Source organism: Lentzea sp. NPDC036949 (assembly GCF_055608075.1).
The window spans coordinates 128161-143045 of the sequence record NZ_JBVJRA010000012.1 but is presented as its reverse complement, the minus strand read 5'-3'; the positions used below and the strand labels follow the sequence as shown (position 1 = coordinate 143045).

The 14885-nt window shown below is 72.7% G+C and carries 17 protein-coding genes and 1 riboswitch; of the genes, 6 read left to right on the top strand and 11 right to left on the bottom strand.

Annotated elements, in window-relative coordinates; all coding sequences use genetic code 11:
* Positions 1 to 2: 2 nt before the first annotated feature.
* The 6 genes from ACZ7CD_RS30085 to ACZ7CD_RS30060 all read left to right on the top strand — a co-directional run bounded on the left by ACZ7CD_RS30085 (position 3) and on the right by ACZ7CD_RS30060 (position 4012).
* The gene (locus ACZ7CD_RS30085) at positions 3 to 581 is read left to right on the top strand and encodes a TetR/AcrR family transcriptional regulator (RefSeq protein ID WP_360398083.1); all 579 of its coding nucleotides are present in this window, start codon (positions 3 to 5) and stop codon (positions 579 to 581) included.
* Positions 578 to 1909, top strand: coding sequence for an FAD-binding oxidoreductase (locus ACZ7CD_RS30080; RefSeq protein WP_470380208.1), 1332 nt, complete (start codon positions 578 to 580; stop codon positions 1907 to 1909). Before ACZ7CD_RS30085 ends, ACZ7CD_RS30080 begins: the two co-directional genes overlap by 4 nt.
* Positions 1910 to 1924: 15 nt before the next feature.
* Positions 1925 to 2755, top strand: a complete 831-nt coding sequence (locus ACZ7CD_RS30075) for an alpha/beta fold hydrolase (RefSeq protein WP_470380207.1) — start codon at positions 1925 to 1927, stop codon at positions 2753 to 2755.
* 75 nt (positions 2756 to 2830) lie between these two features.
* The gene (locus ACZ7CD_RS30070; RefSeq protein WP_360398077.1) at positions 2831 to 3280 is read left to right on the top strand and encodes a MarR family winged helix-turn-helix transcriptional regulator; all 450 of its coding nucleotides are present in this window, start codon (positions 2831 to 2833) and stop codon (positions 3278 to 3280) included.
* Positions 3277 to 3672 (top strand): DUF5313 family protein, encoded by a 396-nt coding sequence (locus tag ACZ7CD_RS30065; protein WP_360398075.1) that lies wholly within the window; start codon positions 3277 to 3279, stop codon positions 3670 to 3672. The genes ACZ7CD_RS30070 and ACZ7CD_RS30065 overlap by 4 nt, the downstream gene beginning before the upstream one ends.
* Positions 3673 to 3679: 7 nt before the next feature.
* A complete protein-coding gene (locus tag ACZ7CD_RS30060) occupies positions 3680 to 4012 on the top strand; it encodes a hypothetical protein (RefSeq protein WP_360398073.1) in 333 nt (110 codons plus the stop codon).
* Here the strand turns inward: ACZ7CD_RS30060 and surE are convergent.
* The 11 genes from surE to ACZ7CD_RS30005 all read right to left on the bottom strand — a co-directional run bounded on the left by surE (position 3975) and on the right by ACZ7CD_RS30005 (position 14811).
* Positions 3975 to 4730 carry a 5'/3'-nucleotidase SurE gene (gene surE, locus ACZ7CD_RS30055; RefSeq protein WP_458434154.1) on the bottom strand — a complete coding sequence of 252 codons (756 nt, stop codon included), beginning with the start codon at positions 4728 to 4730 and terminating at the stop codon, positions 3975 to 3977. The genes ACZ7CD_RS30060 and surE overlap by 38 nt on opposite strands.
* 4 nt (positions 4731 to 4734) lie before the next feature.
* Positions 4735 to 5640, bottom strand: a complete 906-nt coding sequence (locus ACZ7CD_RS30050; protein ID WP_360398069.1) for a 1-phosphofructokinase family hexose kinase — start codon at positions 5638 to 5640, stop codon at positions 4735 to 4737.
* A gap of 58 nt (positions 5641 to 5698) precedes the next feature.
* Positions 5699 to 5884, bottom strand: a complete 186-nt coding sequence (locus tag ACZ7CD_RS30045) for a hypothetical protein (protein ID WP_360398067.1) — start codon at positions 5882 to 5884, stop codon at positions 5699 to 5701.
* A gap of 24 nt (positions 5885 to 5908) precedes the next feature.
* Positions 5909 to 7636 carry a family 20 glycosylhydrolase gene (locus ACZ7CD_RS30040; RefSeq protein WP_470380206.1) on the bottom strand — a complete coding sequence of 576 codons (1728 nt, stop codon included), beginning with the start codon at positions 7634 to 7636 and terminating at the stop codon, positions 5909 to 5911.
* 45 nt (positions 7637 to 7681) lie between these two features.
* Positions 7682 to 8494, bottom strand: a complete 813-nt coding sequence (locus tag ACZ7CD_RS30035) for an ECF transporter S component (RefSeq protein ID WP_360398065.1) — start codon at positions 8492 to 8494, stop codon at positions 7682 to 7684.
* Positions 8491 to 10047: an ABC transporter ATP-binding protein gene (locus ACZ7CD_RS30030; RefSeq protein WP_360398063.1), complete on the bottom strand. Its 1557-nt coding sequence runs from the start codon at positions 10045 to 10047 to the stop codon at positions 8491 to 8493. The genes ACZ7CD_RS30035 and ACZ7CD_RS30030 overlap by 4 nt, the downstream gene beginning before the upstream one ends.
* Positions 10044 to 11075 (bottom strand): CbiQ family ECF transporter T component, encoded by a 1032-nt coding sequence (locus ACZ7CD_RS30025; protein ID WP_470380205.1) that lies wholly within the window; start codon positions 11073 to 11075, stop codon positions 10044 to 10046. The genes ACZ7CD_RS30030 and ACZ7CD_RS30025 overlap by 4 nt, the downstream gene beginning before the upstream one ends.
* Before the next feature lie 22 nt (positions 11076 to 11097).
* The gene (locus ACZ7CD_RS30020; protein ID WP_470380204.1) at positions 11098 to 11862 is read right to left on the bottom strand and encodes a hypothetical protein; all 765 of its coding nucleotides are present in this window, start codon (positions 11860 to 11862) and stop codon (positions 11098 to 11100) included.
* A gap of 14 nt (positions 11863 to 11876) precedes the next feature.
* Positions 11877 to 12290, bottom strand: a complete 414-nt coding sequence (locus ACZ7CD_RS30015) for a hypothetical protein (protein WP_360398057.1) — start codon at positions 12288 to 12290, stop codon at positions 11877 to 11879.
* On the bottom strand, positions 12287 to 13534 hold the full coding sequence (locus ACZ7CD_RS30010; RefSeq protein WP_470380203.1) for an LPXTG cell wall anchor domain-containing protein: 1248 nt from the start codon (positions 13532 to 13534) through the stop codon (positions 12287 to 12289). Before ACZ7CD_RS30010 ends, ACZ7CD_RS30015 begins: the two co-directional genes overlap by 4 nt.
* 48 nt (positions 13535 to 13582) lie before the next feature.
* A riboswitch (adenosylcobalamin-variant (AdoCbl-variant) riboswitch) is annotated at positions 13583 to 13654 on the bottom strand.
* A 68-nt stretch (positions 13655 to 13722) separates the two neighbouring features.
* Complete coding sequence (locus tag ACZ7CD_RS30005; protein WP_458434159.1) at positions 13723 to 14811, bottom strand: FAD-dependent monooxygenase; 1089 nt, start codon at positions 14809 to 14811, stop codon at positions 13723 to 13725.
* Between the last annotated feature and the right edge of the window lie 74 nt (positions 14812 to 14885).

The following is a 14885-nucleotide window of genomic DNA, read 5'->3' as shown; positions in this document are numbered from 1 at the left end:
GCGTGGAGACGCTCACCGGCCGCGCCGCGAAGGACCTGCGCACCCGCCTCGCCATCCAGCAGGCGGCCATCGAGCTGTGCCTGGAGCACGGGTTCGCGGCGACCTCGACCAAGGCGATCGCCGACCGGGCCGGGGTGTCCGAGCGGACGCTGTTCCGCACGTTCGGCAGCAAGGCCGCGATCTTCTGGTACGACGCGTTCCTCAGCCGGGTCGTCCGCGCGCTGCGGCCGGGCCCGGACCCCGTCGCGGCACTGGTGGACGCAGTTCGCGCCGCGGTCGGCACGATCACGCCGGAGCAGTGGGCGCTCAAGCTCGGCCGCCGCGAGGTGATCCTGCGGGAACCGGACCTCATCGCCACCGGTACCCGGGAGCTGAACGCGGGTGCCGAGAGCATCGCCGCGCTGCTCACACCCCCGCTCGCCTCCCCCGCGCAGGCCTTCGACCTGCTGCTCTTCGCGCGGTTCGCGGTGGCGGGGTTCGGCGTCGTGCCGTTCCACGCGGACACGACTCCGGCAGAGTGGGGTGCGGAACTGGAACGCGTGGCGCACAAGGCCGCGCACGGCGCGTTGGAGCGGTCATGACCTTGCCGAACCTGATCACCGACCCGAACTCGCTCGTGAACCTGAGCCACGACGAGGCCGAGTGGGCGCCCGCGGGCACGCCCTGGGCCGCGTTCCGGCCGCAGTCCACGGCGGAGGTCCAGGAGGCGGTGCGGCACTGCGCCGCCCACAACGTCCCGATCGTGCCGCGCGGTGCGGGCACCGGGCTGTCCGGCGGGGCGAACGCCGTCGACGGCTGCCTCGTGCTCGACCTCAGCCGGATGGACCGGGTGCTGGAGATCGACCAGGAGAACCTGCTCGCCGTCGTGCAGCCCGGCGTGGTGAACGACGACCTCAAGAAAGCCGTTGCCGCGCAGGGGCTCTGGTACCCGCCGGACCCGGCCAGCTCGCCGTGGTCGACCATCGGCGGCAACGTCGCCACGAACGCCGGCGGCCTGTGCTGCCTGAAGTACGGCGTGACCCGCGACTACGTCCTCGGCCTGGAGGTCGTGATGGGCGGGCCCGTCGAGTACGGCACGGCGGTCCGGCTGGGGCGGCGCACCACCAAGGGCGTCGCCGGGTACGACCTGACCAGCCTGCTGGTCGGCTCGGAGGGCACGCTCGGCGTCGTCACCGAGATCACCCTGCGGCTGCGCCCCGCGCCCGCACCGCAGGCCACCGTCGTCGGCGCGTTCGCCGGACTCGTCGCCGCGGGTGACGCGGTCGCGCTGTGCACCCGCCGCGGCCTGCAACCGGCGGCGCTGGAGCTGGTCGACCGCGCGTGCCTGCGGGCCGTCGAGGACTGGAAGCGCCTGGGCATCGAACCCGACACCGAGGCCATGCTGCTGGCCCGCGCCGAGACCGCCGCGGACGCCGACGGCCTGGCCAGCGCGTTCACCGAGGCCGGAGCCGTGTGGACCGAGCGGTCGACCGACTCGACCGAGGCCGAGGCGCTGTTCGCCGCCCGCCGCCTCGCCTACCCGGCACTGGAACGCCTCGGGCCGCTGCTGACCGAGGACGTGTGCGTGCCGCGGTCGGCCGTGCCCGTGATGCTCGCGCGGATCGTGGAGATCGGCGCGCGGCACGGCGTCCAGGTGGCGACCATCGCCCACGCCGGCGACGGCAACCTGCACCCGATGCTCGTCACCCCGCCCGGCGACGACAACGCGCGCATCGCCGCGCAGGCCGCGTTCACCGACATCATCGACGCCGCGCTCGCACTCGGCGGCACCGTCACCGGCGAGCACGGCGTGGGCCTGCTCAAGCGCGACGGCATGATCCGCGAGCTCGGCCCCGACGTGTGCGCCGTGCAGGACGCCGTCAAGCACACCCTCGACCCGTTGCGCATCTTCAACCCGGGCAAGGCCTGAGAGGAGCTCCGGCACATGCTGCACCACGTCCCCGTCACCGGCGGGACCCTGACCGTCGAGGTGGTGGACGGCGACACCGCACCCGTGCTCGCCGTCCACGGCCTGACCAGCAACCGCAAGCTGTGGAGCTGGGTCGCCGCGCACGGCTTCACGCTGGTGGCACCCGACCTGCGCGGCCGTGCCGACAGCGTGGCACTGACGGGCTCGTCGCTCCGGCAGCACACCGACGACATGGTGCGCGTGCTGGACGCGTTGGAACTCGACGCGGTGACGGTGTGCGGCATGTCCATGGGCGCGTACGTCGGCGTCGACCTCGCCGTGCGCCATCCGGACCGGGTGCGCGCGCTCGTTCTCGTGGACGGCGGTCTGCCCATGCCCGCGCACGCCGCCATGACCCCCGAGCTGATCGAGGCCGCGTTCGCTCCGCAGCTCGCCGTCCTGGACCGGACCTGGACACCGGACGGCTACCTCGCCGCGAACGCCGCCGCGAACCCGCTCATCGACCCGGCCGACCCGGTGCAGCGCGCGTACTTCGCCCACGACCTGTCCCCCGACGGCCACCGCAGGCTCGACCGGGCCACCGTCCTCGCCGACGCGCGTGACACAGTCCTCGGCACCTCGCCCTGGCGCTCGCTGACCGTGCCGACGTGGTTCGTGCACGCCGGGTGGAGCACCGGGCCGGACACCCCGCCCGCCTACTCGGCGCAGGACGCGGCCGGGTTCCGCGCGGCGCTGCCCGTGCTGCACGAGCCGGTGCTGATCCCCGAGGTCGACCACGGGGGCACGGTGATGACGGCCGCCGGTGCCGCGGTGACGGCCGGGGTGCTGACCGAAGCGCTGAGGTAGGGCCTGGAGCGGGGAACGTCTCCCCCGCCACACCCGCTGGACCGCAGGCACGCCCCCGAGATACTGTGTGCACAAATGATTAGCACACCAAGTATCCCGGAGAACCCCCTTGAGCTGGAGCGGCAGGTCTGCTTCGGGCTCGCGGTGGCCAGCCGCACGGTGATCGCGGTCTACCGGCCGATCCTCGAACCCCTCAACCTCACCCACCCGCAGTACCTGGTGATGCTGGCCCTGTGGGAGCGGTCGCCGCGCACGGTGAAGGACCTCTCCACGGCCCTGCAGCTCGACCCCGGCACCCTCAGCCCGCTGCTGAAGCGACTGGAGGCCATCGGGTACGTCGAGCGGCAGCGCGACAAGGCCGACGAGCGCGCGCTGGCGCTGACCCTCACCGAGCAGGGCCAGGAGCTCAGGAACGAGGCGCTGAAGATCCCCTTCAAGGTCGTCGAGCAGCTCGGCATGTCGTTCGAGGAGCTCGCCCAGCTGAACGAGGTGCTGCGCAAGGTGATCGCGAAGGCCACGGCATGAACCCCGCGCTGAAGCTCTGGTACTACGCCGGTGGGCGCGTGCCGCAGAAGCACCGCGCGTTCGTCTACGACGACGTGACCGGTCCGAAGTGGTTGCTGCGCTTCACGCTCCGCAGCCTGGTGCAGGTCACGCCGCTGACGACGGCCATCACGCTGGCGCTCGTGTTCGGGCTCGGGTCGCCGTGGCCGCTCGCCATCGCGTGCGGTGCGCTGGGATTCGTTGTGGGCCTTTACTTCGCGTTGTCCTACGCACCCGAAAGCGTGGATTACCGCCTCACGAAGTACGGGTATCCCAGAGGAACAGCGACCGCAGGCCGTCGAGAGCGCAACGCCGCGCAGGACCGCGAAAGCCAAGCGAAGTACGACGCGGTGTGGCGGCGATCCGAAGGGTAGGGCGACCATGGCCTTGGCGACGACCGACCGCTTCCGGTTCACCAGGCCACAGGCGCTCACCCTCACGGCCGGGGTGTTCCAGCTCGTCTTCGGGTGGCTCGACCTGTTCGGGCTCGACCCGAACTACCACGTGCTGCAGATCGGCGTCGGCGCGCTCGGCGTCGTGATGGCGTGGCGGCTCGACCTGGCGCGGATGTACGGCCTCCTGCTGCTCGTGTCGTTCGGGTTGCTGGCGTTCTACGTCGACGACATCACGGCCGAGAGCTTCCTGGAGGTGCGGACCGCGCTGATCGGGCTCGTGATCACGCTGGCCAGGGCGGCAAAGGGCGCTCGACGCTAGTGTCGCGCTCCACCGAGCGCAGCGCGGTCAGCGTCGCGTAGCCCTCGCCGAGCAGCGCGGCGTCCGTGCCGGGTGCGGGTGACTCCTCGGAGTACACGGCGACGAGCTCGACCTCGTTCTCGCCGGCCTCGTCCACGCGGCTCTGCACCGTGCCGAACCGGGCCAGCTCCGCCCAGCGGAGTCCGCGCACGTCACCGGCGTTCGGCACGTTGAGCGAGAGCACCGTCGCATCGGGCATCTCCCCCAGCAGCGGCAGCACGACGCGTGCCAGCTCGCCCGCCTTGTCCCACAGCGGTTCGGGGTGGTCCAACCCGACGTCGAGCGACACCGCGAGCGCGGACACGTCGTTCACGTGCGCGGTCAGGGCGGCGCCGACGGTGCCGGAGTGCAGGACGGCGCGTCCGACGTTCGCGCCCAGGTTGATGCCGGAGAGCAGCACGTCGGGCTTGCCGCCCAAACCGCCCTGGCAGGCGATCAGCGAGATCAGGCCGGGGTGGGCGGCGACCGCCCACGCCTCGACGTCGAGACCGGGCAGGTCACGGCGTTCGCTGACCACCCTGCCGGTGTCGCCGACCGCCGCCACCGAGGCGCTGGTGCCGCTGGCCTGCTGGGCCGGTGCCGCGACGACCACCTCGTAGCCCAGTGAGACCGCGGCCTGCGCCAGCACCAGCAGGCCGGGCGAGTCGATTCCGTCGTCGTTGGTGATCAGCGCGCGCATCCGCTCATTCCTCGATCGGCTCCAGTTCCACGCGTTTGCTCAGCTCCCGCACCGCGTCGCCGCTCCCGCTGCCGAGACCGTGGCGCGTCACGTTGACCGCGCCCGCGGCGGCGCCGAGCTTCACCGCGTCCTCCAACGACATACCCAGTGCGAGGCCCGCTGAAATCCCCGCGGTCATGGAGTCGCCCGCACCCCGCGTGTCGACCGGCTGCAACTGGGGCATCTTCACGAAGTACAGCTTGTCCTCCAGCAGGGCCAATGCCGGTTCGTCCGCACGGGAGACCACCACGCCGTGGACGCACGACTCGGCGAGCTCGCGGCACTTCGCGATGAGCTTGGGCACGTCCTCCTCGCCCAGCTCCTCGTGGCTGACCTTCACGACGTGCGGGCCGCCGCGCACGGCCTCGGCCAGCCGGTCGCCGGCGAGGTCGACGATCACGCGGCAGCCGTTGCTGGTGAGGTCGGCGGTGAGGCGGTGGTAGACGTCGTGCGGCAGCACCCGGTCGTCGGACGGGCCGCTCAGCACGGCCGTGCCGGCGCGGATGCCCTCGATCAGGGCCAGCTCGTAGACGTCGTCGAGCTCGTGGCGGGACAACGCGTCCGGGAGCATCTCGACCACCTCGGACCGGCTTCCGTCGCGGCGGTCGTGCACGTAGGCGCCGTTGCGCGCGGCGACATCACGTGCGCGCAGGTCGACGTGCTCGCCTTCCAGCAACGTGCGCAGCACACGTCCGGTCTCGCCGCCGAAGGTCGCACACACGACGGCTTCGACACCCAACGCGGCGATCATCCTGGACTGCCAGAAACCCTGGCCGCCCGCGTGCAGGTGCACGTCGGGCTCACCGTCGAGGTCCTCGACGGTGACGGTCAGTTGAGGGGACGGGGCGAATACGGCAACTCGGGCATCCACGGCATCCTGGTACCCGGTGCGGGCGAACACTATTCACCCGCACCGGATAAATCGGACATCACGCGCCGGAACCGCCGGTCGGGTCGTCGCCGTCCTGCGGTGCGGGCGCGCCACCCGGTGCCATCTTCTCGTCGGCGCGCCACTCGCCCGGTTGCGTCATCTCGCGGTACTCGTCCACCTCCTGCGGGGTCGGGTCGACACCGACCTCTTCGGCGAACTCCTCGGCTTCTTCCGGATCAGTCATGTCCGGCGGAGTACCCAGAAGCGCTCAACACACGCCGCCGTCGCGCCACGCACCCCACTGCCCGGTGGTTCCCGGCTCCTCGCCCCGCGTCCACCACTGCGCGGTCCACCTGTGGCCGCCGTGCGAAACGACGTTGCCGCCGCTGTAGGCCTTGTCGCGGTCCCACGCGGGCTCCGCGCACGGGCCGGGCCCAGGGCCACCGGCGTCCCACGGGACCTGGGCGGACCGGTAGAAGTTGATGCCCATGGTGGTCCAGCGCGGGCCGTGGCTGCCCAGGCGCACCTTGAACTGGTCCCAACTGTGCGTCGACCACGGCGACCAGGCCAGCTCGGCAATCGCCGCGAGCCGCGGGAACGCCAGGTACTCGACGTCGTTCGAGGTCGCGACCGTCTCGGTCCACAGTGGAGTTTCAACGCCGTGCACGGCGGTCTCGGGGACGCCGCTCAGGTGCGTGCCGGGGTTCCAGTCGTACGCGGTCTGGACCTCGATCAGGCCCGCCCACGTCAGGCCGATCGGCGTGCTGGAGTTGTACTTCATGTCCAGGTACGCCTTGTTCGCGGGCGACATGACGACCTTGTTGCCGCGCGCGACCGCCGCCTGCACCGTCGCGTTGGCCGTGGAGGTGCCCCAGTACTGCGGGATCGCGGCGGTGTCGGTCGTCGTCTTCACGAACTCGTGCCAGCCGAGCACGGTCTTGCCGTACTTCTTGACGATCGGCAGGGCGCGGTCCATGAACGCCTTGTAGTCGGCGTCGGTGGTCGCGTGCGCCTCGTCGCCGCCGATGTGGAAGTACGGGCCGGGGGTCAGCGCCGCGATCTCGCGGACCACGTCGTCGACGAACCTGTAGGTGATGTCCTTGTTGACGCACAACGAGGAGTAGCCGACCTCGATGTCGGTGCGCAGCGGCGGGGCCTGGCCGGTGCAGTTGAGCTCCGCGTACGAGGAGAGCGCCGCGTTGGTGTGGCCCGGCAGGTCGACCTCCGGGATGACCGTGATCTTGCGGGCCGCCGCGTACTGCACGATCTCGCTGTACTGGGCCTTGGTGTAGAAGCCGCCGGGGCCGCCGCCGACCTGCGTGCTGCCGCCGTGGGAGGTGAGCCGCGGCCAGCTGTCGACCACGATCCGCCAGCCCTGGTCGTCGCTCAGGTGCAGGTGGAGGTAGTTGATCTTGTAGAGCGCGAGCTGGTCGAGGTAGCTCTTGACCGAGGCGACGGGGTGGAAGTGCCGTGCCACGTCCAGCATCGCGCCGCGGTAGGAGAACCGCGGGTGGTCGACGATCAACGCACCCGGCACGGTCCACGGACCGGGCTGCGCGGTCGTGCTCTCCACCTTGGCGGGCAACAGCTGCCGCAACGTCTGCACACCCGCGAACAGACCCTCGGAGGTGTTGGCGCGAATGGTGATCGCGGACGCGGCCACGTCGAGCTGGTACCCCTGCTGCCCCACGGTGCCCGGCGCACCGGAGAGCAGGAGCGCGATGCCGTCGGCGGGCGTGCCGGTCGTGTCGGACACCGGCAGCGCGAACCCGGTCGACGGCCGCAGCACGCCGGCCAGGAAGTCGCCCACGTCCCGTGCCGCCGGAGCGGTGTAGACCTTGGTGGCGGCGGTCAGCGCGTGCGTGACGCCGGCACGTGCCTGCACGGAGACCGGGACCGGCACCAGGCCCTGCAACGGTTCCGCGGCCTGCGACTGCGCACTGACGGAGAGCGCGGCGGTCACGGTGATGACCGCGGCGAGAACACGAGTTCTCACGACTCCTCCTCCGAGTCGGGGGCGGCGGCCCGACTCACAGGGTGGTCACACCTCCCGATTGCCGTCAATGGTCTGAGCCAATTCCGGCCGGTCGCGACCGGGCAGGAAGGCCGCCTTCCGCGCCGCCCGGCGCAACGTCCTGAGCAGCACCGGCCCCGTCACCGCGACCAGCACGGCGGTGGTGGCGGCGCGCCCGAGGTCCCAGCCGAGCGAGGTGGCGAGGGTGAACGCGGCGAGCTTCACGAGGTTCTGCGCGGCGGAGGCCTCCGGGTCGAAGCTGACGCTCGTGCCCTCGCCGGCCGCGAACGGCCAGAACGACAGGTTCAGCAGGAACCCGTAGACCAGCGAGCTGACCACCCCGTACCCGGCGAGCAGCGCGATCTCCGCCTTGCCGCGCCACTGCGGCAGCAGCCCGGCCCCGAGCGCGACCCAGGCCGCGCCGAGCATCTGGTACGGCAGCCACGGCCCGACGCCGCCGGTCAGCAGGGCGGAGGCGAACAACGTCGTGTTGCCCAGCACGAACCCGAACCCCGGCCCGAACACCCGCCCGCCGAGAACCATGAGGAAGAAGACCGTCTCGATGCCGGCGGTGCCCGCGCCGAGCGGCCGGATGGCGGCACCGAGCGCCGACAGCACGCCGAGCATCGCGACCGCCTTGGAGTCCATGCCGCGGTCGCTGATCTCCGCGAGCACCACGGCCAGCACCACCGGCAGCAGCAACGCGAACGTCCACGGCGCGTCACCACCGCGTGCGAGGTCGCTGGTCGGCGCGATGAACAACGGCCACGTGAACGCGGCCAGCCCGAGAACCCCGGAGATCGCGAGCGCGACGGCCGAGCGGGTGCGGAGGGCGATCATCGCGCTGCCTCGACCTCCTCCACGGTCAACCACGGCCCGAGGACCTTGCTGACCTGCGGCGCGAACACCGGCGACGACGTGACCACCGCACGCGCGGGCCCGTCCGCGACGACCTCGCCGTCGGCCAGCACCACCACGCGCGTCGCGAACTCCGCGACGAACTCGACGTCGTGGGTGGCCAGGACGACCGCGCTCCCCAGACCTGCGAGCACCCGCGCGAGCGCGGCCTTGGCCGGGTAGTCGAGACCGCGGGTCGGTTCGTCGAGCAGCAGCACCCGCGGGGTGCCGGTCAGCATGACCGCGAGCACGAGCGCGAGCCGTTGCCCCTCGGACAGATCACGCGGGTGCGTCCCGTCGGGGACGTCGGCCAGGCCGTCCAGCACAGCGCGGCACGTCCCCGCGGGGCGGCCGGACTCGCGGTCGGCCTGGGCGCACTCGTCGGCGACGGTCTCCAGGTAGAGCAGGTCGCTCGGCTGCTGGGGGACCAGGGCGACGGTGCGGCGGCGCTCGGCGGGCTTGAGGGTCTTCGGGTCGGTGCCGGCGACGGTGACGGTGCCGGAGGTGCGGCGGCCGCTGCCCTGGGCGGCCCACAGGAAGGTGGACTTGCCGGAACCGTTGCGGCCCATCAGCGCCACGCGTTCGCCGTGCGCGACCTGGAGGGAAACGTTGCGCACGGCGTGGACGTCGCCGTACTTGACGACGACCTGGTCGACCGCAAGGGCGGTGTCACCGCGTGGTGCCGTTGCAGCAGGTGGTTCGGTGAGCCGGGCCCTGAAGTCCTTGGCCATGCGGCGCGCGTCCCGGACCGAGACCGGCACCGGCGTCCACCCCGCCAGCTGCGCCAGGCGCACCACGGGTGGGGCGACCGGGGCCTTGGCCAGGGTCGCGCCCACGTCCCCCAGCTCGCCGCCCGGCAGGAGCAGCGCGGAGTCGGCGTACTGGGCCACGCGTTCGAGGCGGTGTTCGGCGATCACGACGGTCATGCCGAGGTCGTGCACCAGGCGTTGCACGGCTGCCAGGACGTCCTCGGCGGCGCCGGGGTCGAGGGCGGAGGTGGGTTCGTCCAGCACCAGGACGCGCGGGTGGGCGGTGAGGGCGGCGCCGATGGCGACGCGTTGTTGCTGGCCGCCGCTCAGTGTCGCGAGTGGACGGTCGCGCAGGTCCGCGATGCCCAGCAGGTCCAGGGTTTCCTCCACCCGCTTGCGCATGACGTCGCCGGGCAGGCCGAGGGACTCCATGGAGTAGGCCAGCTCGTCCTCGACGTTGTCCGCCACGAAGCCCGCCTGCGGGTCCTGGCCGACGAAGCCGACCACGTCGGCGAGTTCGCGGGGTGGGTGGTGGGCGGTGTCGCGGCCGTCGACGAGGACGCGGCCCTCCAGGGTGCCGCCGCTGAAGTGCGGGACGAGGCCGTTGATCGCGCGCAGGAACGTCGACTTGCCCGCGCCGGTGCGGCCGACGACCAGGCAGAGCTCTCCCTCGGGGATCTCCGCGGACAGGCCGGTGAGCACCGGGGTGCCGGTGTAGGTGATGGTGACGTCCTCGAACCTGATCATCGTTCCCTCGCGATCCCCAGCGGTGCCAGCGCCACCAGCACGGCCAGCGCCGGTGCGAGCGGTAGTTCGGGTGCCTGCAGCGGGACCGTCGCCGGCGACAGCGCCGGGTCGGTCGAGAGCACCAGTGCCGCGGCGCTCGCCACGCCGCTCAGCGCCACGGCGACCGCGCGCGGGGTCCAGCGGTCGGGGCGGTAGCGGGTGCGCGGCACCCGGCGGGCGCCGACCAGCAGGCCCGCGACGGCCAGCAGCACGCCGAGCGCGAGCAGGGGCCAGCCGGAGTAGGCGTCGGCGAGCAGGCCGTACGTGCCGATGCAGAGGCCGAAGAGGCCCGCCAGGACCAGTGCGCCGGTCACCGCGCGGTCGCGGCGCGAGATGCCGGCGGTGCGGCCGTAGCCGCGCGAGTCCATGGAGGCGGCGAGGACGAGCGAGCGGTCCAGCGCGTCCTCCAGCACCGGCACCAGCAGCGTGCGGATCGCGCGCACGCCACGAGCCGCGTCACCGCGCAACCGGCGGGCCCTGCGGACCGAACGCGCCGACGACACCAGTTGCGGCGCAACGGTCAGCGCCACCACCGCGGCCACGCTCACCTCGTACAGCGCGGCGGGCAGGGAACGCAGGAGGCGTTTCGGGTTGGCGAGGGCGTTCGCGGCGCCGACACAGCTCAGGATCGTGGCGAGCAGCAACCCCTGGTACAGCGCGAAGACCAGCCCCTCCGCGGTCACCGGTCCGCCGATGCGGATGCCCTGCGCCCAGTCCGGCAACGGGACCTGCGGCAGGGTGAACAACGTCGTCGGGCCCGCGATGCCGCCGAGGAACACGTGCAGCAGCACCCGCAGGCCGATGACCAGCAGACCGAACCTGAGGAACACGCCGTAGGTTCCCGCCCACGGCGTGTTCGCGCGGCACGTCACGACCACGACCCCCGCCACCGCCAGGACCAGGCCCAGCAGCAACGGGTTCGTGGTGCGGCTGGCGGCGGTGGCCAGGCCCAGGGCCCACAGCCACCACGCGCCGGAGTGGAGCCTCACGCCGCGAACCCCCGCCGAGCGCTCACTCTTCCGCGCTGCGCCGGCGACGGGCCACGAGCAGTCCCGCCACGACCAGCGCGCCGATCGCCAGCACGCCGAGCACCGTCCACAACGGACTACCCGGCTCCTGGTCCTGCTGCTGCGCCTTCTCCTCGACCGCGGCCGAGGTCACGGCGGCGGACGTGCTCGAAGACGGCTCCGAAGCCGACGCCGAAGTCGTCGCGGCAGAGGACGAGGGCGGTGCAGTGGTGGACGGCTGCCCGGCAGGCGGGGTCACGGGGACCTGCGGCGGTGCGGGCGGTTGCTGGGCCGGAGGCTGCTGGGCAGGCGGTTGCTGAGCGGGCGGCTGCTGGACCGGTGGCTGTGGGGCGGGTGCGGCCGGCGGGGCGATCCCCGGCTGCTCCCCCGCCCCGAACGCCCACCCCTCGACGCTGCCGCGGGCCGGCACGTAGGTCGCCGCGCCCTGGTTGCTGTAGGACCACGAACCACCGGGTGGCGCGTGCCAGTACGACCAGTACGCGGTGGCGGGCGAGGTGGTGACGCACCTGTCGGTGTCGGTGCCCGGCCTGCCGTTGATGCGGCAGACGAACCCCTGCTGCCGTGACGCGTAGGCGTAGCTGAACCCGGCCGCCGCCAGCGCCGCCACCCCGGAGCCCGGACTGCCCGCCGCGCACCCCTGCTGCACACCACCGCCGAGACCGCGGAAGTCGACGACGACGGTCACGCCGTCACAGCCCGCCGCCTGAGCCGGCACCGGGACCGCCGCGGCGATCACCAGTGCCAGCACGCAGAAGAACCTCGTCACGGGGTGGCGCCGGGGGCGGTGCCGGCACCGAACGCCCAGCCCTCGACGCTGCCGGGCGCCGGGTCGTAGCTGCCCGCACCCGCGGAGCTGTAGGCCCAGGAACCGCCGGGCGAGGCGTGCCAGTACGACCAGTAGGCGCTGGTCGTGGGCGCGGTGCACGGGTTCGGCAGCGCGTTGATCCGGCACACGAAACCGGCCTGGCGCGGCACGAACGAGTACGTGAAGCCCGCGCCGGTCAGCGCGGCGAGACCGGTGGCCGGGTCGCCGGGAGCGCAGCCGGTCTGGACGCCGCCGCCCAGCGCGGTGAAGTCCACCACGACCTTCACGCCCGCGCAGTCCGCGGCGGAGGCGGGTGCGACGACGAACGAGCTCGCGACCAGGGCGAGGACAGCGAGGATGCGGCGCATCACGCACCAACCTTCCGACGACGGGACACGAGGACGAGCACGGCGCCGGCGAGCAGCGCGGAGGAACCGAGCAGGGTCAGCGCGACGGCCTCCTCGGGGCCGGTCGCGGCGAGCCGCTGAGTGGCCGGGGGCGTCGGACCGGCCGGCGCGGGAGCGACCGGGGTGGCCGTCGACGAGGTGGTCACCGGAGCGGTCGTCGTCGGCGGCACGGTCGGCTGTGCGGTGGTCGACGGGGGCGTGGTGGTCGGCGGGGTCGCGCAGTCGACCGCGGGCACACCGGGCGTGGCACCGGCGAACGACACGTCGGCGAGGCCCTTGCGGGCCAGGCCGAGCATCGCCTGGGTGGTCGCGCGCACGGCGCCGTAGACCTCGAAACCCGTGCTGTCGTAGGCGATCGCGCCGCGAGCGGCCTCCGGTCCGGCACAGCCGACCTGCAACGACCGCAGGTACGCCACGGCCCGGTCCGCGACCACCGTCCGGCCGCCCCCGACGAGCGCGCCGACCGCGAGGCCGGTGCTGTTGGCGTTCGAGCCCTGCAACGCCGACGGGAACCCGCCGTCCGCCTTCTGCTGCGCCACCAGCCAGTCCAGCGCCCGCGCGGACGCCGTCGGCTCCCCCGCCGCCTGCAACGCCTGCAGCACGATCGCCGTCGCGTCCACATCGGACTTGCAGACCGGCTGCCCGAACGAGATCGGGAACCCGCCGTCCGCGCACTGCGTGGACACCTGGAACGCGACCGGCTGCGCCACCGGCTGGTCGGCGCGGGTCAGCACGATGATCGCCAGCGCCTGCGTGAACGCGTTGGTCTGGTCGTAGTCGGGGTCGGTGCGGTCGCGGTAGCGGCCGGACTCCTCCCGCAGCGCCGCAAGGCGTTCGAGCAGGTCGGCACCGGCGAACGCGTGCGGGTCGGTGCCCAGCGCCTGCGCGACCAGCGCGAGCTTCACCAGGCCACCGACGTAGGACTCGGCCTCGCCGTCGCCTGCGAAGTACTGGAACTGCTCGGGTTCGGCGAGCCACGCCGCGGCCCGCACCGCCGTCGACCGGCCGACACCGGCGGCCGCGAGCCCGTACACGCCGTCCGCGGTCAGGCCGTGGTCGACGAGGTCCGGCCCCTTCACCAGGTGGTCGCCACCGACGAACTGGCCGGCCAGCCACGTTCCCGCTGACGGCGGCTCGGCCGCCTGAGCGGCCGGTGTCACGACGAGCGCGGCCGCTACCACTGCGGCCAGCGCGGATGTCCGGATCACTGCTCTTCCCCCTGCCCCGCTGTCCTCGACGGGTCGATGGAGCCACCGCGCGCCACGGGCATTCGGACTGTCACCGTTGCGGGTCAGCGCCGGAGTTCCACCGGCTTCCCCCGCGGCGTGCGGATGCTGTTGTCCACCCGATCGTGCGGGAGGGATCACCCCGAGTCAAATGGCTGTGAGCCGGGCCATCAGCGGCCGGGGAGCTGGAAGGAGCTCACGACCGCGGCGAACTCCTCGGTCGGCTGCCCGCCGTTGGCCTGGTTCTTCAGCGCCATGTCCTGGTTGGCCGTCACGTACGGGCGCAGCAGCTCCTCGTAGCGCTGGAACGCGGTCTCGCGGTTCACGCTCAGCTCGCCAGCCAGCACGTACGCACCGACGAGCGCCAAGCTCGTGCCCTGACCGGACAACGGCGAACCGCAGTAGCCGGCGTCGCCGAGCAGCACGACGCCGCCGCGCGACCAGGACGGCATCCGGACCTGCGCCATGGCGTCGAAGTGGAAGTCCGGCGCCTCCCACATGTGCTTGAGCGCGGTCTGCCACTCCCACCCGGCGTCGGCGAACTTCTCCGCCACCAGCCGCCGCTGGGCCTCGACGTCGCGGTGGTCGAAGTCCACCTCGCCGTAGAACCCCATGTAGACCCGGCACTCCGCGTTGGCGCGGGCGCTCATGACCCCGCCGCCGACGACCTCGCCCTGCTGGAACACCTGCCAGTGGTCGAGGCCCAGGAAGTTCGGCGCGGTGAACACGGCGAGGTTCGTGCCCAGGTGGCGGACGAACTGCGCCTCGGGACCGAACACGAGCCGCCGGACGTTCGAGTGCAGCCCGTCCGCGCCCACGACCACGTCGAAGTCCCGCGGGGCGGCCCGCTCGAACGTGACGCGGGTGCCGTCGATCGCGGTGATGGTGTCGTCGAAGAGGTACTCGACGCCCTCCACCGCGTCGAACAGCAGGCGTGCCAGGTCGTCGCGCATGACCTCGACGTCGGGGCTGGCGAGGTCGCCGCCGGTCAGCGTGTGCTCGGTGGAGCGGTGGAGCTCGGTGCCCTCCTCGTCGACCACGCTCATGCCGCGCATGCCCGTGGTCATGGACCGCAACCGGTCCCCCAGGCCCATCCGCTCCACCACGTCGAGCGCAGGACCGCGGACGTCGACGGCCTGGCCGCCGGGGCGCAGGCCGCGGTGGCGTTCGACGACGGTGACGTCGAAGCCGTGGTGGCGCAACCAGTAGGCCAGCGCCGGACCGCCGATGCTGGCGCCGGAGATGAGGACGTTCGTCATGGTGCTCCCCCTGTGGAGTGGCCGATGCGCACACCGTGGCGGGGTGCGCTGACCGGGGGCTGACCAACGGCTGT

Bases quoted from the DNA above. Each gene is read 5' to 3' on its own strand.
- ACZ7CD_RS30080 (WP_470380208.1), top strand. From the start codon at position 578: ATGACCTTGCCGAACCTGATCACCGACCCGAACTCGCTCGTGAACCTG.
- ACZ7CD_RS30075 (WP_470380207.1), top strand. From the start codon at position 1,925: ATGCTGCACCACGTCCCCGTCACCGGCGGGACCCTGACCGTCGAGGTG.
- ACZ7CD_RS30070 (WP_360398077.1), top strand. From the start codon at position 2,831: ATGATTAGCACACCAAGTATCCCGGAGAACCCCCTTGAGCTGGAGCGG.
- ACZ7CD_RS30065 (WP_360398075.1), top strand. From the start codon at position 3,277: ATGAACCCCGCGCTGAAGCTCTGGTACTACGCCGGTGGGCGCGTGCCG.
- ACZ7CD_RS30060 (WP_360398073.1), top strand. From the start codon at position 3,680: ATGGCCTTGGCGACGACCGACCGCTTCCGGTTCACCAGGCCACAGGCG.
- surE (WP_458434154.1), bottom strand. From the start codon at position 4,730: ATGCGCGCGCTGATCACCAACGACGACGGAATCGACTCGCCCGGCCTG.
- ACZ7CD_RS30045 (WP_360398067.1), bottom strand. From the start codon at position 5,884: ATGACTGATCCGGAAGAAGCCGAGGAGTTCGCCGAAGAGGTCGGTGTC.
- ACZ7CD_RS30035 (WP_360398065.1), bottom strand. From the start codon at position 8,494: ATGATCGCCCTCCGCACCCGCTCGGCCGTCGCGCTCGCGATCTCCGGG.
- ACZ7CD_RS30030 (WP_360398063.1), bottom strand. From the start codon at position 10,047: ATGATCAGGTTCGAGGACGTCACCATCACCTACACCGGCACCCCGGTG.
- ACZ7CD_RS30005 (WP_458434159.1), bottom strand. From the start codon at position 14,811: ATGACGAACGTCCTCATCTCCGGCGCCAGCATCGGCGGTCCGGCGCTG.